The following is a 19,076-nucleotide window of genomic DNA, read 5'->3' as shown; positions in this document are numbered from 1 at the left end:
GAACGGAATGCACCCATGGCTTTCACCTTCAAATTTCTTGCCGCCATCTTCATGGCCGCCGTTGTGGTGGTCCTTGTCCGGGGATTGGTCAACATGATGAAAGGAGGGTCCGGCTCGACGTCGAACAAGCTGATGCAGGCGCGTGTCCTGTTGCAGTTCATCGCCATCGTGCTGATCCTTCTCGCTGTCTTTTTCACCCGCAAGTAACCCGCATCGGGTCATCGAAGAGTATTGCAATGGTCAAGCTGAACAAGATCTACACCCGCACCGGCGATAACGGCACGACCGGTCTCGGTAGCGGCGCCCGGCGCTCGAAGGCCGATCCGCGCATCGAAGCGTGCGGCACCGTGGACGAGGCTAATGCCTGCATCGGCATGGCGCGCGTGCATACCGGCGCTGCCTATCCGGAGATCGACGCCATGCTCGGGCGCGTTCAGAACGATCTGTTCGATCTTGGCGCCGATCTCGCCACGCCCGACGAGGGCAAGCCGCTCGGTTACGAGCCGTTGCGGATCGTCGCATCCCAGGTCGAGCGGCTTGAAAAGGATATCGACGCGCTGAACAGGAATCTTCAGCCGCTGCGCTCCTTCGTGCTGAACGGCGGCTCGCCCGCAGCCGCCGCGCTGCATCTTGCGCGCACCGTGGCGCGTCGTGCCGAGCGCATCATGGTCGCGTTGGCTGAAAATCCCGCTGAGCATGTCAACCGTGAAGGCCTGAAATATATCAATCGTCTCTCGGACCTGCTTTTCGTCGCCGCGCGCACGGTCAATGACAATGGCAACGCCGATGTGCTATGGGTGCCTGGCGAGAACCGCTGACCGATCACCGAGTTGACGACAGAAAGCGTCGATGTTCATCCCGCTTCACGATGCCAACAGCCTGCACCACATCAAACTGCAATATGTGACGATCGGGCTGATCGCCGCCAACGTCATCGTCTACCTGGCGACTCTGGCCGGCGGCGACAACTTCACCAATGCTGCCGTGCTGGGTCTCGGCTTTATCCCTTCCGTTGCCCATCACACCGCGGTGCTGGGGCCGGAATTCGTCGTCGTGCCCGACGGTTTCAATTACCTGACCTATGCTTTTCTCCACGCCGACATCTTTCATCTGGGCGGCAATATGCTGTTCCTTTGGGTGTTCGGCGACAATGTCGAGGATGCGCTCGGCCATCTGCGTTTTCTGGTCTTCTATCTGGCCTGCGCTGTCGCCGGCGCCGTCTTTCACGGCTGGGTGGCGCCGGATTCGCAAGCGCCGCTGATCGGAGCTTCCGGTGCGATTGCCGGTGTCGTGACGGCGTATCTCATCCTGCATCCGCGCGTGAAGATCTGGATACTCGCCTTCTTCCGCATTCCGCTGCGCATCCCGGCCTATTTGCTGCTTGCGCTGTGGATCCTGTTGCAATTCGCCATGTTTGCCCTCGGCGGCGACGACCGAATCTCCTGGGCGTGCCATATCGGCGGCATCATTGCCGGCGCGATCCTGGTTCTGGTGTTGCGGCGCCAGCACGCGCCGCTGCTGGACAAGGAGATCGTCACCCCGCGTGCCGTTCGTAAAAAGCCGCCTGACGAGGAGGGATACCGTCTGCAAAACCACCGCTTTGGGCAGGCCAGCGCCAACAGCCTTGATTCAACCGATTAGGCTTGCCGCTGGATATTGACGGGCACCTTGCCCGTCTCTAGGTTCCGCCCGCCTGCGGAGAACGCTTTCGCCGTCAAGACGGTCGAATGCTGGAATTTCCGCGTAAAATGTCGGCATTCGACAAATGTGCAAGGTTTGGCGCTGCTATAGCGCACCCGAAACGTCTTGAGAGGTGAGAAGCGCAATGAAGATCCTCGTGCCCGTGAAGCGGGTTGTTGACGCCAACGTCAAGGTGCGGGTGAAGGCCGACGGCTCGGGCGTCGAGCTTGCCAATGTGAAGATGGCGATGAACCCGTTCGACGAGATCGCGGTGGAAGAGGCGATCCGGCTCAAGGAAGCCGGCAAGGTCGAGGAGATCGTCGTGGTTTCGATCGGCCCGGCACAGGCCGCCGAGACGCTGCGCACCGCGCTCGCGATGGGCGCCGACCGCGCCATTCTGGTCAAGACCGACGAAGCGGCTGAACCGCTCGGCGTCGCCAAGGTGCTGAAGGGCGTGGTCGAGGCGGAAAAGCCGGGCCTTGTCATTCTCGGCAAGCAGGCGATCGACGATGATTCGAACCAGACCGGCCAGATGCTGGCGGCGCTGCTCGGCTGGTCGCAGGGCACCTTTGCTTCGAAGATCGAACTGGCCGGCGACGTCGCCAAGGTGACGCGCGAGGTCGATGGCGGCTTGCAGACGCTCGAGCTCAAAATGCCGGCGATCATGACCGCCGACCTCAGGCTCAACCAGCCGCGCTATGCCTCGCTGCCCAACATCATGAAGGCCAAGAAAAAGCCGCTGGACGAAAAGAGCCCGGCCGATTTCGGCGCCGACGTTTCGCCGCGCCTCAAGGTGCTCAAGACCGAGGAGCCGGGCGGCCGCAAGGCGGGCGTCAAGGTCGGATCGGTGGCCGAACTAGTGGACAAGCTCAAGAACGAAGCGGGGGTTCTGTAATTCAGGTGCGCCCTTCGAGGCTCGCCGCGCTCGCACCTCAGGGTGAGGACTGGCGCGGCTCTTCATCGGGGCAGCCGAAACCCACATTTCAGGCATGCAATCAACCGCCCTCATCCTGAGGTGCGAGCCGGAAGGGCGAGCCTCGAAGGACGCACAAGGGGCAAGCGCCGCGACGCAAAGGGACAAGGAACAAGAAAATGGCAATTCTTCTGATCGCCGAACACGACAATGCTTCGCTTTCCGACCAGACCGCCAAGACACTTTCGGCCGCGCTCAAGATCGGTTCGGACATCGACGTTCTGGTCGCCGGCAAGGGCGCCAAACCCGCCGCTGACGAAGCCGCCAAGCTCAAGGGCGTGCGCAAGGTGTTGTTGGCCGAGGCCGACGAACTGGCCGAGCGTCTGGCCGAGCCGACGTCCGCGCTGATCGTGTCCCTGGCGCCGAACTACGATGTGCTGATCGCCGCGGCCACTTCGACGGGCAAGAACGTCATGCCGCGCGTGGCCGCGCTTCTGGATACGGCGCAGGTTTCCGAGATCATCGAGGTCGTTTCGCCCGACACCTTCAAGCGGCCGATCTATGCCGGCAACGCCATCCAGACGGTGCAGGCGACCGACGCCAAGAAGGTCGTCACCGTGCGTACGGCTGCCTTCCAGTCGGCGGAAGAGGGCGGTTCTGCTGCCGTGGAAACCGTGCAGCCCGCGGCCAATCCCGGCCTGTCCACATTCATCGAGAACAAGCTTTCCGAGAGCGATCGGCCCGAACTCACCTCGGCCAAGATCATCATTTCCGGCGGCCGGGCGCTGGGTTCCGCCGAAAAGTTCCAGGAAGTTATCCTGCCGGTTGCCGACAAGCTGGGTGCCGCCGTTGGCGCCAGCCGCGCGGCGGTCGACGCCGGCTATGCGCCGAACGACTGGCAGGTCGGCCAGACCGGCAAGGTGGTTGCCCCCGATCTCTACATCGCCTGCGGCATCTCGGGCGCTATCCAGCATCTTGCCGGCATGAAGGATTCCAAGGTGATCGTCGCCATCAACAAGGACGAGGAAGCACCGATCTTCCAGGTCGCCGATTATGGCATCGTCGGCGATCTGTTCGTCGTCTTGCCGGAATTGCAAAAGGCGCTTTGACGCCTTTGGAAGATTGGCATTAGAATTATGAGGGCGGGGTGGACGAAAACGCCTCGCCCTCTTAGTGTGCGCTGCACAACGGTACTTCAGGCGTTGAACGGGATTGCGTCATGAGCAAGATCGAGACAATCGGTATTGTCGGTGCGGGCCAGATGGGCAGCGGCATTGCTCATGTCTCGGCCTTGGCGGGTTTCAACGTGCTGCTTTACGATGTCTCCGCGGCCAGTGTCGAAAAGGGCATCGCCACCATCAGCGGCAATATGGCCCGCCAGGTCGGCTCGGGTAAGTTGGAAGAGAGCACGCGCAAGGACGCCATGGCTCATATCTCGGCTGCCGCCACGATGGCCGATCTGGCTGCTGCCGATCTCGTGGTCGAAGCCGCGACCGAGGACGAAACCGTCAAGCGCAAGATCTTTGCGCAGCTTTGCCCGCTTCTCAATCCGGAGGCGATCCTCGCCACCAACACCTCGTCGATCTCGATCACGCGTCTTGCGTCGCAGACCGACCGGCCGGAGCGTTTCATCGGCATTCATTTCATGAATCCGGTGCCGGTGATGAAACTGGTCGAACTGGTGCGCGGTATTGCCACCGAGGATGCGACGTTTGAATCGGCAAAGGCCTACGTCACCCGGCTCGACAAGGCGATCACGGTTTCGGAGGATTTCCCGGCCTTCATCGTCAACCGCATTCTTTTGCCGATGATCAACGAGGCGATCTACACGCTCTATGAGGGCGTCGGCACGGTGGACGCCATCGATACCGCCATGAAGCTCGGCGCCAATCATCCGATGGGGCCGCTGCAACTCGCCGATTTCATCGGCCTCGATACCTGCCTTTCGATCATGCAGGTGCTGCATGAGGGCCTGTCGGATTCGAAATATCGGCCATGCCCGCTATTGGTGAAATATGTCGAAGCCGGATGGCTCGGCCGCAAGACCGGGCGCGGTTTCTACGATTATCGCGGCGAACATCCGGTCCCGACGCGTTGAAGCATTTCCAGCAAAAGTGTGAAGCGGTTTTGCGTCCGGAAGTGCGGCTAAAACAACGAGATAGAGCAGTTCTGCCGGTTCAGTAAAGCCCAAGTTTCCCGTCTCACCAGCGTAGAAACAAGCGCCCTCCCAGCGCACCCAGCCCCGTCAGAACGGCGAAGCCGATCGTGTACCAGACGGCCACGAAAAGCGGCGAGTCGTCCGTGCAATGGGCGGCATAGAAGGTTGCCGCGAGCCCGCTGGCGAGCAACCCGGCGACGGCGCCCGAGAATATCGGGCGTGTCGGCGCGCCATGCCGCAGGGTCGCGAGAATGATCGCCAGCGGCCCGATGCCGATCAGCGGTATGAGCATCATGCAATAGAACCAGTTCTTGCCGATCAGGCGGACGGCCCACTCCTGCGACGGAACGGCAATCAATTCGGTCGCCACCGCGCCGGCAAGCAAAAGCGGCGCGGCCAGCAGCCACGGCGCCAGATGCCAGGGCGATGACCCAGGCCGTGCGCTGGCCAGGACAATCGGCAGCGCGCTCGCTGCCAGCGCCAGCGTATAGACGAACTTGAACTGGACGCGCACCGTTTCCATCGCATCGCCGATATCGGAACGAGGGCCGATGGTCGCGAAGAACACCACCGCCGCGACCAGCACCGCTGCACCGCCTGCCAGCGGCCAGATAATGCCGCTGGCCAGTCTCGGTCTGGCTGTGTCGGCTTCGAGCGCCTTTATGAGATCTCGCGTCTTCACGTCAGTTCCGTCCAAATCGTTTGGCGATGGCGCTGAGTCCGCGATGCAGCGCGACCCTGACCGCCGTCTCGCTCATGCCCAGATGCCGCGCCGTCTCACCGATCGACCGTCCTTCCACCGAGATTGCCGAAACCACGGAGCGCTGGCCGGGAGACAGGCCGTCGAGCGCCCTTGTCACGTCGCGTTCGCTTGCCGCCTCGGCTGGTTGGGGAGCGGCAAGTGTTTCAACGAAATCGCCGATTTCCAGTTCGATGCGTTGGCCCCGTCGGCGGAAAGCGTCGATCAGCTTGAAGCGGGCGATGGCGTAAACCCATGGCAGCACCGGCGCGTCGGTTCGCCAGGTATGACGCTTCAGATGAATGGCCAGCAAGGTTTCCTGCACCACGTCCTCGGCATCGATGCCGCCCTTGACGATCTTGCGCCGCGCAAAACCTCGCACCCGTGCGGCGATTCGATGCAGGAAGTCGGCATAAGCACGCTCATCGCCTGCGACCGCCGCGCGCAACAGACGGGAAAGGTCGTCCTCGTCCTTGCCGGTCACAGAACTCATTCCCTCCCTACTTCGCGCCTCGATGCCGGTTGTTACAAGCACGGCCGTAAAAGCATCATGCCCGGTCTTTCGAGATAGAAAAGTCTGTCGTGACCGTGGATAATACCAACGGTCATTTTGAATGACCGTTGGAGCGCGCGACCGCGCGCCGCGCCCGTTGGCGCAAAAGCCGAGTGGCCCGGATGGGCCGCGCCGGCGATTGAGGCGGCCTTGAATGTGTCAACATCCAGGACCTCTGGTATAGGTGGCGGGTGCGGCTTCTCCCATGCATGTTGATGGCGATCCCGCTTATCGGCGTCTGTAGGAACGACGCAATGCACCTGCTTTGTCGAACACGAAGCTGGCCGGCCATCCATTGGCCGGTAGATCGTTCGCAACGACTGTTGGGTCAGGCACTCAGGCGAAAGTGCCGTGGCAATGCTTGTATTTCTTGCCCGACCCGCAGGGGCAGGGCTCATTGCGACCGACCTTGCCCCAGCTTGCCGGATTGTTCGGATCGCGATCCTCCGGCGCGACGGTTGCCGCGGCGCTGCGCGTCATCACCAGTGTTTCGCCATCGGCAAAATCATCCTCGCCGGTGGTGCCGTCGATATGGCTGCCGAAGGTCTCGGGAGCTTCGGGCGGCGGTGCTTCCGCTGCCTGATTGACCAACTCGACACGCATCAGTTGAGCCGTGACCGCCTGGCGCAGATTGCCGAGCATGGCCTGGAACAGTTCGAATGCCTCGCTTTTGAACTCCTGCAACGGATCGCGCTGGCCATAGCCGCGGAAGCCGATCACCGAGCGCAGATGGTCGAGATTGACGATGTGCTCGCGCCACAGCGCATCCAGCGTTTGCAGGACGACCGAACGCTCGACATAGGTCATGACATCGGGGCCGAAGCGTGCGGCCCGATCGTTGGCCGCCGCATCGGTCGCCTGTGTGATGCGCTCGCGAATGTCGTCCTCGGCGATCCCTTCTTCCTTGGCCCATTCGTCGACAGGCAGGTCGAGATTGAGATATTGCGCGATGTCCTGCTTGAGGCCGTCGATATTCCACTGCTCGGCATAGGCGTTTTCGGGAATGGCCTTGGCGACGATCTCCTCGATCACGCCTTCGCGCATTTCCGCGATCGTCTCGGTAAGTCCGTCGCCATCCATCAGTTCAAGGCGCTGCTCGAACACCACCTTGCGCTGGTCGTTGGACACGTCGTCATATTTCAGCAGGTTCTTGCGTATATCGAAATTGCGCGCCTCCACCTTGGTCTGCGCCTTTTCGAGCGCCTTGTTGATCCAGGGGTGGATGATCGCCTCGCCTTCCTTGAGGCCGAGCTTGGTCAGCATGCCGTCCATGCGCTCGGAGCCGAAGATGCGCATCAGATCGTCTTGCAGCGACAGGTAGAATTTCGAGCGGCCGGGATCGCCCTGGCGGCCGGAACGGCCACGCAACTGGTTATCGATGCGCCGTGATTCATGGCGCTCGGTAGCGAGCACGTAAAGGCCGCCTGCCGCGAGCGCCTTTTCCTTCAGGCGGGCCACATCCTCGTGGATTTCCTTCTCGCGCGCCTCGCGTTCCGGACCTTCCGGCATCTCGGCAAGTTCCTCGGCGATGCGCATTTCGGCATTGCCGCCAAGCTGGATGTCGGTGCCGCGGCCTGCCATGTTGGTGGCGATGGTGACGGCACCGGGCTTGCCGGCCTGGGCCACGATCGACGCCTCGCGCTCGTGATGGCGTGCGTTGAGGACTTCGAAATCCTTCAGCCCTTCCTTGTTCAGCCGCTCCGCGAGTTGTTCCGATTTCTCGATGGAGGTGGTGCCAACCAGGATCGGCTGCCCCTTGGCGCGAGCGTCCTTGATCTCCTTGACGATCGCCTGATACTTCTCCTCGACCGTGCGATAGACCTCGTCGTCCTCGTCGATACGCTTGACAGGCAGATTGGTCGGGATTTCGGTGACGCTGAGATTGTAGATATTGCCGAACTCCTCGGCTTCCGTCAGCGCCGTGCCGGTCATGCCGGCCAGCTTGTCGTAGAGGCGGAAATAGTTCTGGAAGGTGACGGACGCCAGCGTCTGGTTCTCCGGCTGGATCTGCACATGCTCCTTGGCTTCGAGCGATTGATGCAGCCCTTCCGAATAGCGGCGGCCCGGCATCATGCGGCCGGTGAACTCGTCGATGATGACGATCTCGCCGTTGCGCACGATATAGTCCTTGTCGCGGGTGAAAAGCTGGTGTGCCTTGAGCGCATTGTTGACGTGGTGGACCAGCCCGACATTCTCCACGTCATAGAGCGAGCCGCCTTTCAGTAAGCCGGCTTCCCGCAGCATGTTTTCGACCTTTTCCGTGCCTTCTTCGGTGAAGGTGGCCGTCTTCTGCTTCTCGTCTATTTCATAATCCGCCGGCACCAGCTTGACGATGAAGGTATCGACCGTGTTGTAGGTTTCCGAGCGATCTTCGAGCGGGCCGGAAATAATCAACGGCGTGCGCGCTTCGTCGATCAGGATGGAATCGACCTCGTCGACGATCGCGAAATTGTGGGGGCGCTGCACCATCTGGGCGCGCTCGTATTTCATGTTGTCGCGCAGGTAGTCGAACCCAAGCTCGTTGTTGGTCGCGTAGGTGATGTCGCAGGCATAGGCGTCGCGGCGTTCCTCGTCGGTCAATCCATGGACGATGATACCGATGCTCAAGCCCAGGAACTTGTAAACGCGGCCCATCCATTCGGCGTCGCGCGAGGCCAGGTAATCGTTGACGGTGACGACATGCACGCCCTTGGCCGGCAGCGCGTTGAGATAGACCGGCAGCGTCGCCACCAGCGTCTTGCCCTCGCCGGTGCGCATCTCGGCAATGCCGCCATCATGCAGCACCATGCCACCGACCAACTGGACGTCGAACGGACGCATGCCGAGCACGCGGCGCGCCGCTTCGCGTACCGTGGCGAACGCCGGCACCAGGAGATCATCGAGCGAGGCGCCATTGGCAAGATCCTGGCGGAATTTCGCCGTACGCGCCTGCAATTCGGCGTCCGAGAGCGCGCGCATCTCGTTTTCCATGGCGTTGATCGCTTCGACACGCGGGCGAGTCGATTTCACGCGGCGATCGTTTGCCGATCCGAAAACCTTACGGGCGAGACCGCCGAGACTGACCATTCATGGCCCTTTCGTTGCAATCCAAGGCGTTGCGCGGCGACGTAGCGGCTTATGCCGTTCCCCTGCTGCGTCAACGAAACACCGAAAAGCGCCCAAAAAACGGTTCTGGACGCAAAGTCGTTGGACAGATAAGAGGGGCCTGAACTGATGTCAACGCCGCGTGCGGTCCGCCGGACATGCGCAATTCCGCCATATTCTGGCTGATTTGAAAGCCTAACGCTTCTTTCTTCCCATTCTCACCGGAGACTTGTTCATGCTGTTTTCATCCCGCCGTGCCCCGCTTGCCGGCATTGGCCTGGCTGTCGGGCTGTCGGCCCTTGTTCTGTCTCCCGCTTTTGCCGAGGATGCGGCCGCTACCGCCCCGGCCACGGCGACTGAAAAGCCGGTTGATCCGAATGCTGTCGTCGCCACCGTCAATGGCCAGGAGCTTACCGAAAGCGACCTGACGCTTGCCGAAGGCGAGTTGTCGCAGCAATTTGCACAGCTTCCGCCGGAGCAGCGCCGCGCCGCCGCGCTTTCGGCAGCGATCGAGATCAAGGTGCTCGCCGCCAAGGCCAAGGCCGAAGGGCTCGACAAGGATCCCGACTTCCAGCGCCGCGCCGCCTTCCTGCAGGAGCGCGCGCTGCATGGCGAAGTGGTCGAGAAGGACGTTCTCGGCAAGATCACGGATGATGAAATCAAGGCTCGCTACGAAAAGGAGATCGCCGCCCAGCCGCCGGTCAACGAAGTGCATGCCCGTCACATTCTCGTGAAGACCAAGGAAGAGGCCGAGGCGATCATCAAGCAGCTCGATACCGGCGCCGATTTCCAGAAGCTCGCCAACGAACACACCAATGATCCGAGCGGCAAGGCCAATGGCGGCGACCTCGGTTATTTCGGCCCCGGCCAGATGGTGCCGGAATTCGAAAAGGCGGCTGAGGCGCTGGCTGTCGGCAGCTACACCAAGGAGCCGGTCAAGACCCAGTTCGGCTGGCATATCATCAAGGTCGAGGACAAGCGCCAGAAACAGCCGCCGGCTTTCGATAAGGTCAAGGACCAGGTGAAGTCGCTGGTGATCCGGGACAAGTATTTCGCGATGGTCAAGGACGCGCGCGCCGCCGCCAAGGTCGAGATTCCCGATGAGAATCTGCGCAAGGCCGTCGAGGCGGCCGAGGGCGGCAAGTAAGGCTTGCCTTAAGGCCGAATAGGATTTTTCGAAGGTGACACCGGCTCAGGTGTCGCCTTTTTTCTCGATGCCCTGTGCAATGAGGCGCGCCACGGCTTTCAACTTCGTCTCGTTGGCATCCAGACGGCCAGTCAGCAGATGCGACCAGGCGAAAGATGAAACGAGGTCGGCGATCGTCGCCGGGTCGGCATCGGCGGCAACCTCACCGCGCGCCTTTGCCCGCTCGATCATCGTTCCCGTTTGGGTGCGCCTGTCCGCCGCATAGGCAGCAAGCGCTTTCGCCGCGTTCTCGTCGGATTGCGCCTCGGCGATGATCGACCGGAAGATCGGCCCGGATGCGGTGTTGCGCCAGTTCGCCAGCAGCGCGTGCAGGAATGCAGCGATGTCTTCCTCGATATTGCCGGTGTCGGGATAGGCAAAGCGCTTCTGGCGCTGGTAGACGTCGAGCAGAAGCGCGGTCTTTGACGGCCACCACCGATAGATGGTGGGCTTTCCCGCTCGTGCGCGGCGCGCCACCGCTTCGATGGAGAAGCCGGCATGGCCGGCCTCCGCAAGCACCGCCTCGGCGGCCTCCAGGATCGCCTCCGCGCTGGCTGGATTGCGGCGTGCTCCAATCGACCTGCGGGTTTCGTTCTCCTTGTCCATGAGCATCTCCAGTCAGTAGATGAATTTCATCATAGATCATCCCTTGACAAAACGAAACGGCTCGTTCTATATGTAACGAAACGTACCGTTCATATGGAGAAGATCATGACATCCGCAAAACATTCCGCTCTCGACCGACCTCATCCTGCATCGATGCCGGCTGTCGGTGCGCTTGCACGGGCAGCCCCGACGACTCATCGCTTTTCGCGGCCGCGTTTTGCGATCCTGGTGCTTGCCGGCGTCTATCCGCTGATCACGGCGCTGCTCTACCTGCTCTTGCCGGTGTTGCAGGGGTGGGCGATCTGGCAGGAGACGCTGCTGATCGCGCCGCTGATGGTCGCCATGATGGTGTGGGGCGTCATTCCCGCCATTCAGAGGCGGTTCAATCGCTTCATCAATCCGCTTGCCGGTTGAGGCGCGGACCGCTCGCTGCATCGGCCAATAGGGTGGCGGGCCGATAGCAGGTGGGCAACGGTTCGTTCCAAGCCTCTTGCGCGCGTGTGCGCGATGAGGCAAACCGACCGGCGCGACCACGCCGTTCGAGGGTTCTCCATGTCCGCCACGCTTTCGCCACTCGCGCCGAAAAAATATCCCAAAATGCCGGCCATCGAGGGGGTGCGCATCGCCACCGCCGAGGCCGGCATCAAATATAAGGGCCGCACCGACCTCCTGGTGATGAGCTTCGATGCCGGGACGCAAATTGCCGGTGTCTTCACCCGTTCCAGATGCCCGTCGGCGCCCGTCGATTTCTGTCGCCGGAATCTCGGCGGCGGCAAGGCGCGCATGCTGGTGGTGAATTCCGGCAACGCCAATGCCTTTACCGGCCGGAAGGGCCGCGAATCGACGGAGTTGACGGCGGACGCCGCGGCCAGGGCCGCGGACTGCTCGCCTGGGGACGTGTTTCTCGCGTCCACCGGCGTCATCGGCGAACCGCTCGAGGCCTCAAGCTTCACCCATCTGCTCGGCGATATGGTCAGGCAGGCCCGGCCGGATCAATGGACCGAGGCAGCCCAGGCGATCATGACCACGGATACCTATCCCAAGATCGCCACCGCGACGGTCAAGATCGGCGGTACCGATGTGACGATCAACGGCATCGCCAAGGGCGCCGGCATGATTGCGCCGGACATGGCCACCATGCTGTCCTTCGTGGCGACGGATGCGCCGATCGCGGCACCTGCCTTGCAGGAACTGCTGGCGCGGGGCACCGCCAAGACCTTCAATGCCGTGACGGTGGACAGCGACACTTCGACCAGCGACACGCTGCTTTTGTTCGCCACGGGCGCCGCCGCCCGGCGCGGCGCGCCGGCCATCACCGATGCCAAGGATGCGCGACTGGCCGCATTTCGCCGCGCCTTGGCAAAAATCCTCAAGACATTGGCGCTTCAGGTGGTGCGCGACGGCGAGGGCGCGCGCAAGCAGATCGAAGTCACCGTCACCGGCGCGAAATCGTCGCGTTCGGCCAAGCGCATCGCGCTGGCTATCGCCAATTCGCCGCTGGTCAAGACGGCCGTGGCCGGCGAGGACGCCAATTGGGGCCGTGTCGTCATGGCTGTCGGCAAGGCCGGCGAACCTGCCGACCGCGACCTTCTGTCGATCTGGTTCGGCAACAACCGGCTCGCCCACCAGGGCGAGCGCGACCCAGCCTATTCGGAGGAGGCGACCTCCGCCTATATGAAACGCGACGAGATCGCCATTCGCGCCGAGGTGGGCATCGGACGCGGCAAGGCGACCGTCTGGACCTGCGACCTGACCAAGGAATATGTCGCCATCAATGGCGATTATCGGAGTTGACGCGCGTGTCCTTTCTGCACCCGAGCGAGCAACTGGCGATCGTGCGCCGCTACGAGGCGGCAGGCTTTCGCTCATGGCCGGCGGCTGCGGTCCATTATGATGGAACCTGGGTGATCAGGCTGACGGCCGGCCATCCGGCCAAGCGGCTGAACTCGGTCAATCCGCTCGATCCCGGCGACGTTCACCGCATCGCCGAGCGGGTAGCGCGCGCATCCCGGCGCTTTGAGGCCTATGGCCGGCCGCTCACCTTCCGCATGTCGCCGCTCGCCGGCCCCGAACTGTCAGATTATTTCGACCGTGAAGGCTGGAGCCGGATGGCCGAATCGCTGGTCATGCGCCTGGCGCTGGCGAATGCGCCGGTGGACGATGCGCTTGACCAGATTCCGCTGCGCGATATCGGCCGTTTTGTCTCCGCCTCGCTCAAGGTGCATGGCGCGGACGCTTCGCTCCGGGCCGGCCTTTCCGAGATCATCGGGGCCATTCAGCCGGAAGCCGGGATGTTTGTGCTGGAACGGGATGCAGAACCGCTGGCATCGCTGATCTGCGTGCATGAGGGCGATCTTGCCGGCCTGTTCGAGATCGGCACCGAGCAGGCGGTGCGCAATCAGGGCCTCGGCCGTGAACTGATCCTCTCGGCGCTGAAATGGGCACGTCTGCGCGGCGCGCGCCAGGCCTGGCTCCAGGTTGAAGCGCACAATGCGCCGGCGCTGGCGCTTTATCGCAGCCTCGGCTTCGAGGAGGTCTATCGCTATCACTACCGCCGGCCGGACAATGGGGTCTGACCGCTTGGACGTCCCCGTCGAAAACCGCGGCAAGCGGCTGCTTCTTGTCGTCGCCTGCGCGCTGGTCGACCGCGATGGGCGCGTTCTCATTTCGCAGCGTCCCGAAGGCAAGCAACTCGCCGGCCTGTGGGAATTTCCCGGCGGCAAGGTGGAGCCGGGCGAGACGCCGGAGGAATGCCTGGTCCGCGAGCTGCGCGAGGAGATCGGCGTCGAGACCAGGGCGGCCTGCCTTGCGCCGCTCACATTCGCCAGCCACGATTACGACGACTTTCATCTTTTGATGCCGCTTTATGTCTGCCGCCGCTTCGAAGGCATCGCGCATCCGCGTGAGGGCCAGACCCTGAAATGGGTGCGGCCGCGCGACATGCGCGCCTATCCGATGCCGCCGGCCGATGCACCGCTGATTCCGATTCTGATGGACTTGATATAAGGCACCGGCGCGCGCCAAGACATTAACAGCGAATTAATCTCGATCTGCAAAATTGAACCGTATCAAGCGGTGTGGAGCCGCTTTGCCAGGGGCTGGGCCGGGGACCGGACATGAGCAATGAGAGAGACCACGAATCGCATTGGGACCGTGATTCGGCGCCGCCATTGCGCTTCGGAACCGCGACCGGGGCCGGCATCGGCGCGCTTCGTCTCGCCCTGCTTTTCGGTTCGGCGGTGATTGCACTGGCGTTGATCGCGGTGCCTATGCTCGCCGGGCGTGGCCCGCTGGTTCGTGGCGACGCTTCCGGACTGGACATGATGAGCACCGGCTCCATCCGTCACGATACATCCTATACGATCCGTCGCAGCGTGCTGCAGCCAGCGCCTGACGCCGTATGCCTAATCCGCTCTGATGGCCGCCAAAGCGGTCGGTGCTGAATGCTTTCCTTCATGCTCGGTTAAGCCTGTGCCATTAACGTTTATTAACGGGAACAGGCGATAATGCTGCAAAAGGATCGGTGGGATGGGTCTGCTGCGGCAATTTCTTGGCGATGAGAGCGGGGCGACGGCGATCGAATACGGTCTGATCGCCACGCTGGTATCGCTGGCGATTGTCGTTTCCGTCAGCGAATTGGCGAACGCGCTGCGCGATTATTGGGAAGACATCGGCGAAAAGGTTGCCAATCCGACAGCGCCGTGAAGATCTGACCCTAGTGATCAGGTCCTCAGGGTCAGGATCGTCCGGGGTTCTCGAGCGCCTTGGCCAGCGACATCTTCGCGGAACCCGGCTTGAGCGGCTTCTGCTGCGATGGATCGGGCGCCCAGCCGGACAGCCAGACGATGGAGAAACTCGCCCGAATGCGGCCGTCCTCATCGGAAAACCGTTCGGCATAAAGCTCGGCCGCGCGAGCAAACAGGGCGCGCGTGGCAGGATGGCGGCTGCGGTCGATAAGCACGCTGGTTTCTCCCATCGCCCTGAGATCGGCCATCAGGTCGAAAAGCGTGTCGTAGCGCACGGTCATGGTTTCCACATCCGCGACCGGCAATGCAAGGCCCGCTCTTTGCAGCAGGCCTCCGGCATCACGCACATCCGCGAAAGGCATGACACGAGGGCTGACGCCCCCGTAAAGCTCGGCTTCCGCGCCGAGCAGGCTTTCGCGCAATTCGCCCAGCGTGCCGGAACCGGCCATGGCGCCCAAAAAAAGCCCGTCCGGCTTCAGGCTACGGCGGATTTGCGCCAACATGCCCGGAACGTCGTTCACCGATTGCAGTGAAAGCAGGGACACAGCGAGGTCGAGGCTTTGCGGTTCCAGCGGCACCGTTTCCGGTTGAGCGACAATGGCGTTTGCGGAAAGAGGCGCGCCGTGGAAATGGGCTGCGTCGGCTTCCACGCGCACGATCTCGTCGATCTTGCCGCTGGCATTGAGGGCTTCTTGTGCGTCGCCGGTCTGGCAAAACAATGTCGCGGCCCGGCTGAACCGCCGCCCGACGGCGCTCAGGCGTTCGGAAAGATCCTCCGCCACGCGGCGCATGAGAAAATCCGCGCCAGCCACCGGGCGCGCCAGCGCGCGGCGCTTGCGTTGCAGTTGCAGGGCGGTATCGAATACGGGCTGCACCGTGAGATTCCTGTCTTGCTTCTGATATAGTGCGGCGACCAGTGTGGTGGATTTGAAATTCGTCGTACAATGGGTCGAGCACGATGAACGAATTTCACATCCGAAAACCACACTGGAATCATATATTTCCTGGTGTCCTTTTCGAATCCGAAATTCGTGAGCGGGCTCCCGGAAATGAAGCGAATTTCGGATTCGGGACACCAGGACGATGTGGCCGATGCGATGACAGGGATCAAGGCTTTTGCGAAAAATGCGGCCCGATGGCCGGCGGCGTTCCTTTTCCCTCCGGTGTGTCCGGGCTGTCGCCGCCATGTCACGCAACCCGGCCTGCTGTGCGCCGCCTGCTGGCCTCGCCTGCGTTTTCTGGAGCGGCCATGGTGCCCGGTGATGGGCACGCCTTTCCTGCACGATATGGGCGAAGGTTTCCTTTCGGCCGAGGCGATTGCCGATCCGCCACCTTTCGAGCGGGCACGCGCCGCCGTGGTTTATGGCGGCGTCGCCAGCCAGATGGCGCAGGGCCTCAAATATCGCGATCGCACCGATCTGGCGCCATGGATGGCCGGCTGGATGGCGCGCGCCGGCGCCGAACTGATTGCCGATGCCGATCTCGTTGTGCCGGTGCCGTTGCACTGGTCGCGGTTTTTCAGGCGCCAGTTCAACCAATCGGCCGAACTGGCGCGCGCGCTTTCGCGGCAGCAGGGGTTGAGGTTCGCACCCTCGGCTTTGCGTCGCGTGAGGCCGACACGCCAGCAGGTCGGGCTCGAACGCAGCCAGCGCGAGGAGAACGTGCGCGCGGCCTTTCGCGTGCCGGAGGAAGCGCAACTCCTGCTTGCCGGGCGGCGCGTGCTGGTCATCGATGATGTCTATACCACGGGCGCGACCGTGCGCGCCGTCGCCAGGACGTTGAAGAAGGGAGGTGCGGGCGCGGTCGATGTGCTGACCTTCGCCCGCGTCCTGCCTGGAGACATGAGACCGGGGGTCTTCCGGCCCGACGAGCGAGCGACTATATAAGCCGCAATGAAACAGGATTGTGGCTCATGGCCGAAGTGACGATCTATACCCGCATGATGTGCGGCTATTGCGCCGCCGCCAAGCGGCTGCTCGAGCGCAAGGGCGTTGCCTATACCGAGCACGATGCGTCGTTTTCGCCGGAATTGCGCCAGGAAATGATTGCCCGCGCCCATGGCGGCATGACGTTTCCGCAGATATTCGTCGGCGATGTTCATGTCGGCGGTTGCGACGACCTCTATGCGTTGGAGGACGCCGGCAAACTGGACGCGTTGCTCGGCAGCGTGCCGGCAAAGTAAGGGAGAAGACGATGGCGATGTTCAAGGCGGCGGCGATCCAGATGCGTTCAGGCATGGAGCCCGAGCGCAATGTCCGCGACATGGAGGCGCTGGTCCGCGAGGCTGCCGGGCAGGGCGCAACCTATGTCCAGACCCCGGAAATGACCGGCGCGATGGTGCGCGACAGCGATGCCCGCAATGCCGTCACCGCAAGCGAGGACAAGGACATCGTCGTGGCTGCCGCGCGCCGTCTGGCGGGCGAACTCGGCATTTTCCTGCATATCGGCTCGACGGCGATCCGGCGCGCCGATGGCAAGATCGCAAACCGCGCGCTGCTGTTTGCGCCCGATGGCGGCCTGGTTGCCGCTTATGACAAAATTCATATGTTCGACGTCGATCTCGACAATGGCGAAAGCTGGCGCGAATCCGCCGCTTATGAGCCGGGCGACAAGGCGATCGTTGTCGAATTGCCGTTTGCGAAGCTTGGCCTCGCCATCTGCTACGACGTGCGTTTCCCGCAGCTTTTCCGTGCCGAGGCGCTGGCTGGCGCCAATGTTCTTTCGGCTCCGGCCGCCTTCACTCGTCAGACCGGTGAGGCGCATTGGCATGTGCTCCAGCGCGCCCGCGCCATCGAGAACGGCGCGTTCATGATTTCCGCCGCACAGGGCGGCAAGCATGAGGACGGCCGCGAAACCTATGGCCATTCGCTGATCGTCGATCCGTGGGGGCGCATTCTGGCCGAGGCCGACCATGACGCGCCGGCTGTCATTGTCGCGGAGATCGACCCGGCTCAGTCCCAGGCTGCGCGCGGCAAGATCCCGAACCTGAAGAACGCGCGTGAATTTTCGCTCGAAACCGAGCGATATGCGTCGGCGCGCTTCAAGGGAGCCGCCTCTTGATCCGTTTTTCCCTGATTTGCGAGCATGAACACCAGTTCGAGGCATGGTTTCGCTCCAATGCCGATTTCGAGACGCAGCAGAAGCGCGGCTTCGTCGATTGCCCGTCCTGCGGGTCGCAAAAGGTGGAGAAGGCGCTGATGGCGCCGGCGGTTTCGACCGGCCGCAAACAGGACAAGGTGGCGCTCGCCATGGGCGAGGAGCAGCGCAAGGCGATGGCGCAATTGAAGGCGATGGCGCAGAAGGTGCGCGAGAATGCCGATAATGTCGGCGACAAATTCGCCGAGGAGGCGCGCAAAATCCATTTCGGCGAGGCGAAGGCGCGCGGCATCTACGGCCAGGCGACGGTGGAGGAGGCCAGGAGCCTTGCCGAGGACGGCGTATCCTTCATGCCGATCCCGGTCCTTCCCGACGATCAGAATTGAGATCGGGCGCTTCGGCAGGCAGCGCCGCACCGACCATGAAGGTCAGGCTGTGGAATTCTGCCTTCGGCCTGCTTGTCGTCACCGGCGCGCTGCTCGGCCTGTCACTGCCTTTCGGCAAGATGGCCACCGAGGCCGGCGTTTCCGGCATGGCGTGGGCTTTCGTCATTTCCTGCGGCGCCGGCTCCGTGCTGCTGATCGCGCTTCTGCTGCGTGGCAACCGCGTGCGGCCGACGCGCCACAAGCTGCGCTATTTCTTCATCGTGGCGGCGGTTTCCTATGCTTTTCCGAACTTTTTGATGTTCACGGCCATGCCGCATCTCGGTGCCGGCTACAGCGGCATCATGTTCACGCTGTCGCCGGTTGTCACTCTGGTCTTTTCCATCCTGCTCGCGGTGCGCCGCCCAAGCGCCCTTGGCGTTGCCGGCATTGCAATCGGCTTCATCGGCGCGGCGATGGTCGCGATGACGCGCGGCGAGGTCGGGCGCGAGGCGGCCGTCTTCTGGGTGGCGATCGCCCTGTTGATCCCGATCAGCCTCGCCGCCGGCAATATCTACCGTACCTGGGACTGGCCGGAAGGGACCGGGCCGATCGAGCTTGCGGCGGGCAGCCATCTGGCCTCGGCAGCCATGTTGCTCGTTGCGATCCTGAGCCTGCAAGGCGGCGAGGCATTCTCCGCACTCAGCCAGATTCCATTCACCGTGGCGGCACAGGTGGCGGCGGCTTCGGCCATGTTTGCCTTTTACTTCCGTCTTCAGGCGGTCGGCGGGCCGGTCTATCTCAGCCAGATCGGCTATGTCGCCGCGGCTATCGGCCTGTTTTCGGGCACGCTGTTCCTTGGCGAACGCTATCTGTGGCTGACATGGGCAGGTGGCGTGATCATCACCCTGGGTGTACTGATCACGACGAGGGCGCAGGCACGGACCAAATAA

The 19,076-nt window shown here is 62.6% G+C and carries 23 protein-coding genes; 18 read left to right on the top strand and 5 right to left on the bottom strand.

Going from position 1 to position 19,076, the window contains the following annotated elements; translation table 11 throughout:
• Nucleotides 1–15: 15 nt before the first annotated feature.
• From BFN67_RS11500 to BFN67_RS11475, 6 genes are all read left to right on the top strand, one after another.
• Entirely contained in the window at nucleotides 16–207 is a 192-nt protein-coding gene (locus BFN67_RS11500; RefSeq protein WP_080919754.1) for a twin transmembrane helix small protein, read from the top strand.
• Between the two features lie 29 nt (nucleotides 208–236).
• The gene (locus BFN67_RS11495) at nucleotides 237–818 is read left to right on the top strand and encodes a cob(I)yrinic acid a,c-diamide adenosyltransferase (protein ID WP_080919753.1); all 582 of its coding nucleotides are present in this window, start codon (nucleotides 237–239) and stop codon (nucleotides 816–818) included.
• Nucleotides 819–849: 31 nt separating this feature from the next.
• The gene (locus BFN67_RS11490; RefSeq protein ID WP_080919752.1) at nucleotides 850–1,641 is read left to right on the top strand and encodes a rhomboid family intramembrane serine protease; all 792 of its coding nucleotides are present in this window, start codon (nucleotides 850–852) and stop codon (nucleotides 1,639–1,641) included.
• A gap of 184 nt (nucleotides 1,642–1,825) precedes the next feature.
• Complete coding sequence (locus BFN67_RS11485) at nucleotides 1,826–2,575, top strand: electron transfer flavoprotein subunit beta/FixA family protein (protein ID WP_080919751.1); 750 nt, start codon at nucleotides 1,826–1,828, stop codon at nucleotides 2,573–2,575.
• 197 nt (nucleotides 2,576–2,772) lie between these two features.
• Complete coding sequence (locus tag BFN67_RS11480) at nucleotides 2,773–3,702, top strand: electron transfer flavoprotein subunit alpha/FixB family protein (RefSeq protein ID WP_080919750.1); 930 nt, start codon at nucleotides 2,773–2,775, stop codon at nucleotides 3,700–3,702.
• Between the two features lie 110 nt (nucleotides 3,703–3,812).
• Nucleotides 3,813–4,691 carry a 3-hydroxybutyryl-CoA dehydrogenase gene (locus BFN67_RS11475; protein WP_080919749.1) on the top strand — a complete coding sequence of 293 codons (879 nt, stop codon included), beginning with the start codon at nucleotides 3,813–3,815 and terminating at the stop codon, nucleotides 4,689–4,691.
• A 103-nt stretch (nucleotides 4,692–4,794) separates the two neighbouring features.
• On the opposite strand, the gene BFN67_RS11470 is transcribed toward BFN67_RS11475, so the two are convergent.
• From BFN67_RS11470 to secA, 3 genes are all read right to left on the bottom strand, one after another.
• Nucleotides 4,795–5,433 carry an NrsF family protein gene (locus BFN67_RS11470; protein WP_080919748.1) on the bottom strand — a complete coding sequence of 213 codons (639 nt, stop codon included), beginning with the start codon at nucleotides 5,431–5,433 and terminating at the stop codon, nucleotides 4,795–4,797.
• Between the two features lies 1 nt (nucleotide 5,434).
• Complete coding sequence (locus tag BFN67_RS11465) at nucleotides 5,435–5,974, bottom strand: sigma-70 family RNA polymerase sigma factor (protein WP_080919776.1); 540 nt, start codon at nucleotides 5,972–5,974, stop codon at nucleotides 5,435–5,437.
• Between the two features lie 405 nt (nucleotides 5,975–6,379).
• A complete protein-coding gene (secA, locus tag BFN67_RS11460; RefSeq protein ID WP_080919747.1) occupies nucleotides 6,380–9,109 on the bottom strand; it encodes a preprotein translocase subunit SecA in 2,730 nt (909 codons plus the stop codon).
• Nucleotides 9,110–9,362: 253 nt separating this feature from the next.
• On the opposite strand from secA, the gene BFN67_RS11455 reads away from it, so the two are divergent.
• On the top strand, nucleotides 9,363–10,274 hold the full coding sequence (locus BFN67_RS11455; RefSeq protein ID WP_080919746.1) for a peptidylprolyl isomerase: 912 nt from the start codon (nucleotides 9,363–9,365) through the stop codon (nucleotides 10,272–10,274).
• Between the two features lie 45 nt (nucleotides 10,275–10,319).
• On the opposite strand, the gene BFN67_RS11450 is transcribed toward BFN67_RS11455, so the two are convergent.
• On the bottom strand, nucleotides 10,320–10,919 hold the full coding sequence (locus BFN67_RS11450; protein ID WP_080919775.1) for a TetR/AcrR family transcriptional regulator: 600 nt from the start codon (nucleotides 10,917–10,919) through the stop codon (nucleotides 10,320–10,322).
• A 105-nt stretch (nucleotides 10,920–11,024) separates the two neighbouring features.
• Here BFN67_RS11450 and BFN67_RS11445 point away from each other — a divergent pair, with 105 nt between their 5' ends.
• The 6 genes from BFN67_RS11445 (at nucleotide 11,025) to BFN67_RS11420 (ending at nucleotide 14,624) form a co-directional block, all read left to right on the top strand.
• Nucleotides 11,025–11,333, top strand: a complete 309-nt coding sequence (locus BFN67_RS11445) for a putative antibiotic biosynthesis monooxygenase (RefSeq protein ID WP_245295238.1) — start codon at nucleotides 11,025–11,027, stop codon at nucleotides 11,331–11,333.
• Nucleotides 11,334–11,471: 138 nt separating this feature from the next.
• Nucleotides 11,472–12,713 (top strand): bifunctional glutamate N-acetyltransferase/amino-acid acetyltransferase ArgJ, encoded by a 1,242-nt coding sequence (gene argJ / locus BFN67_RS11440; protein ID WP_080919745.1) that lies wholly within the window; start codon nucleotides 11,472–11,474, stop codon nucleotides 12,711–12,713.
• Nucleotides 12,714–12,718: 5 nt separating this feature from the next.
• Entirely contained in the window at nucleotides 12,719–13,495 is a 777-nt protein-coding gene (locus tag BFN67_RS11435) for a GNAT family N-acetyltransferase (protein ID WP_192856814.1), read from the top strand.
• Nucleotides 13,496–13,499: 4 nt separating this feature from the next.
• Nucleotides 13,500–13,925 (top strand): 8-oxo-dGTP diphosphatase MutT, encoded by a 426-nt coding sequence (gene mutT / locus BFN67_RS11430; RefSeq protein ID WP_245295237.1) that lies wholly within the window; start codon nucleotides 13,500–13,502, stop codon nucleotides 13,923–13,925.
• Between the two features lie 110 nt (nucleotides 13,926–14,035).
• Entirely contained in the window at nucleotides 14,036–14,362 is a 327-nt protein-coding gene (locus BFN67_RS11425) for a hypothetical protein (protein ID WP_080919743.1), read from the top strand.
• Between the two features lie 85 nt (nucleotides 14,363–14,447).
• Entirely contained in the window at nucleotides 14,448–14,624 is a 177-nt protein-coding gene (locus BFN67_RS11420; RefSeq protein WP_080919742.1) for a Flp family type IVb pilin, read from the top strand.
• A gap of 31 nt (nucleotides 14,625–14,655) precedes the next feature.
• Here the strand turns inward: BFN67_RS11420 and BFN67_RS11415 are convergent, their stop codons facing one another.
• Entirely contained in the window at nucleotides 14,656–15,540 is an 885-nt protein-coding gene (locus BFN67_RS11415; RefSeq protein WP_080919741.1) for a methyltransferase domain-containing protein, read from the bottom strand.
• Between the two features lie 210 nt (nucleotides 15,541–15,750).
• On the opposite strand from BFN67_RS11415, the gene BFN67_RS11410 reads away from it, so the two are divergent.
• From BFN67_RS11410 to BFN67_RS11390, 5 genes are read left to right on the top strand one after another with little or no spacing between them, the layout of a single operon-like run.
• Nucleotides 15,751–16,551, top strand: a complete 801-nt coding sequence (locus BFN67_RS11410; RefSeq protein ID WP_080919772.1) for a ComF family protein — start codon at nucleotides 15,751–15,753, stop codon at nucleotides 16,549–16,551.
• 26 nt (nucleotides 16,552–16,577) lie between these two features.
• Nucleotides 16,578–16,847, top strand: a complete 270-nt coding sequence (grxC, locus tag BFN67_RS11405; protein ID WP_080919740.1) for a glutaredoxin 3 — start codon at nucleotides 16,578–16,580, stop codon at nucleotides 16,845–16,847.
• Between the two features lie 11 nt (nucleotides 16,848–16,858).
• The gene (locus tag BFN67_RS11400; RefSeq protein WP_080919739.1) at nucleotides 16,859–17,725 is read left to right on the top strand and encodes a carbon-nitrogen hydrolase family protein; all 867 of its coding nucleotides are present in this window, start codon (nucleotides 16,859–16,861) and stop codon (nucleotides 17,723–17,725) included.
• Complete coding sequence (locus BFN67_RS11395; RefSeq protein WP_080919738.1) at nucleotides 17,722–18,147, top strand: DUF1178 family protein; 426 nt, start codon at nucleotides 17,722–17,724, stop codon at nucleotides 18,145–18,147. Before BFN67_RS11400 ends, BFN67_RS11395 begins: the two co-directional genes overlap by 4 nt.
• Before the next feature lie 35 nt (nucleotides 18,148–18,182).
• Nucleotides 18,183–19,076 (top strand): DMT family transporter, encoded by an 894-nt coding sequence (locus BFN67_RS11390; RefSeq protein ID WP_080919737.1) that lies wholly within the window; start codon nucleotides 18,183–18,185, stop codon nucleotides 19,074–19,076.

This window comes from Manganibacter manganicus (assembly GCF_002075885.1).
GTDB classification, from domain to species: Bacteria; Pseudomonadota; Alphaproteobacteria; order Rhizobiales; family Rhizobiaceae; genus Mesorhizobium; species Mesorhizobium manganicum.
This window is presented reverse-complemented; position numbering and strand designations above follow the sequence as displayed.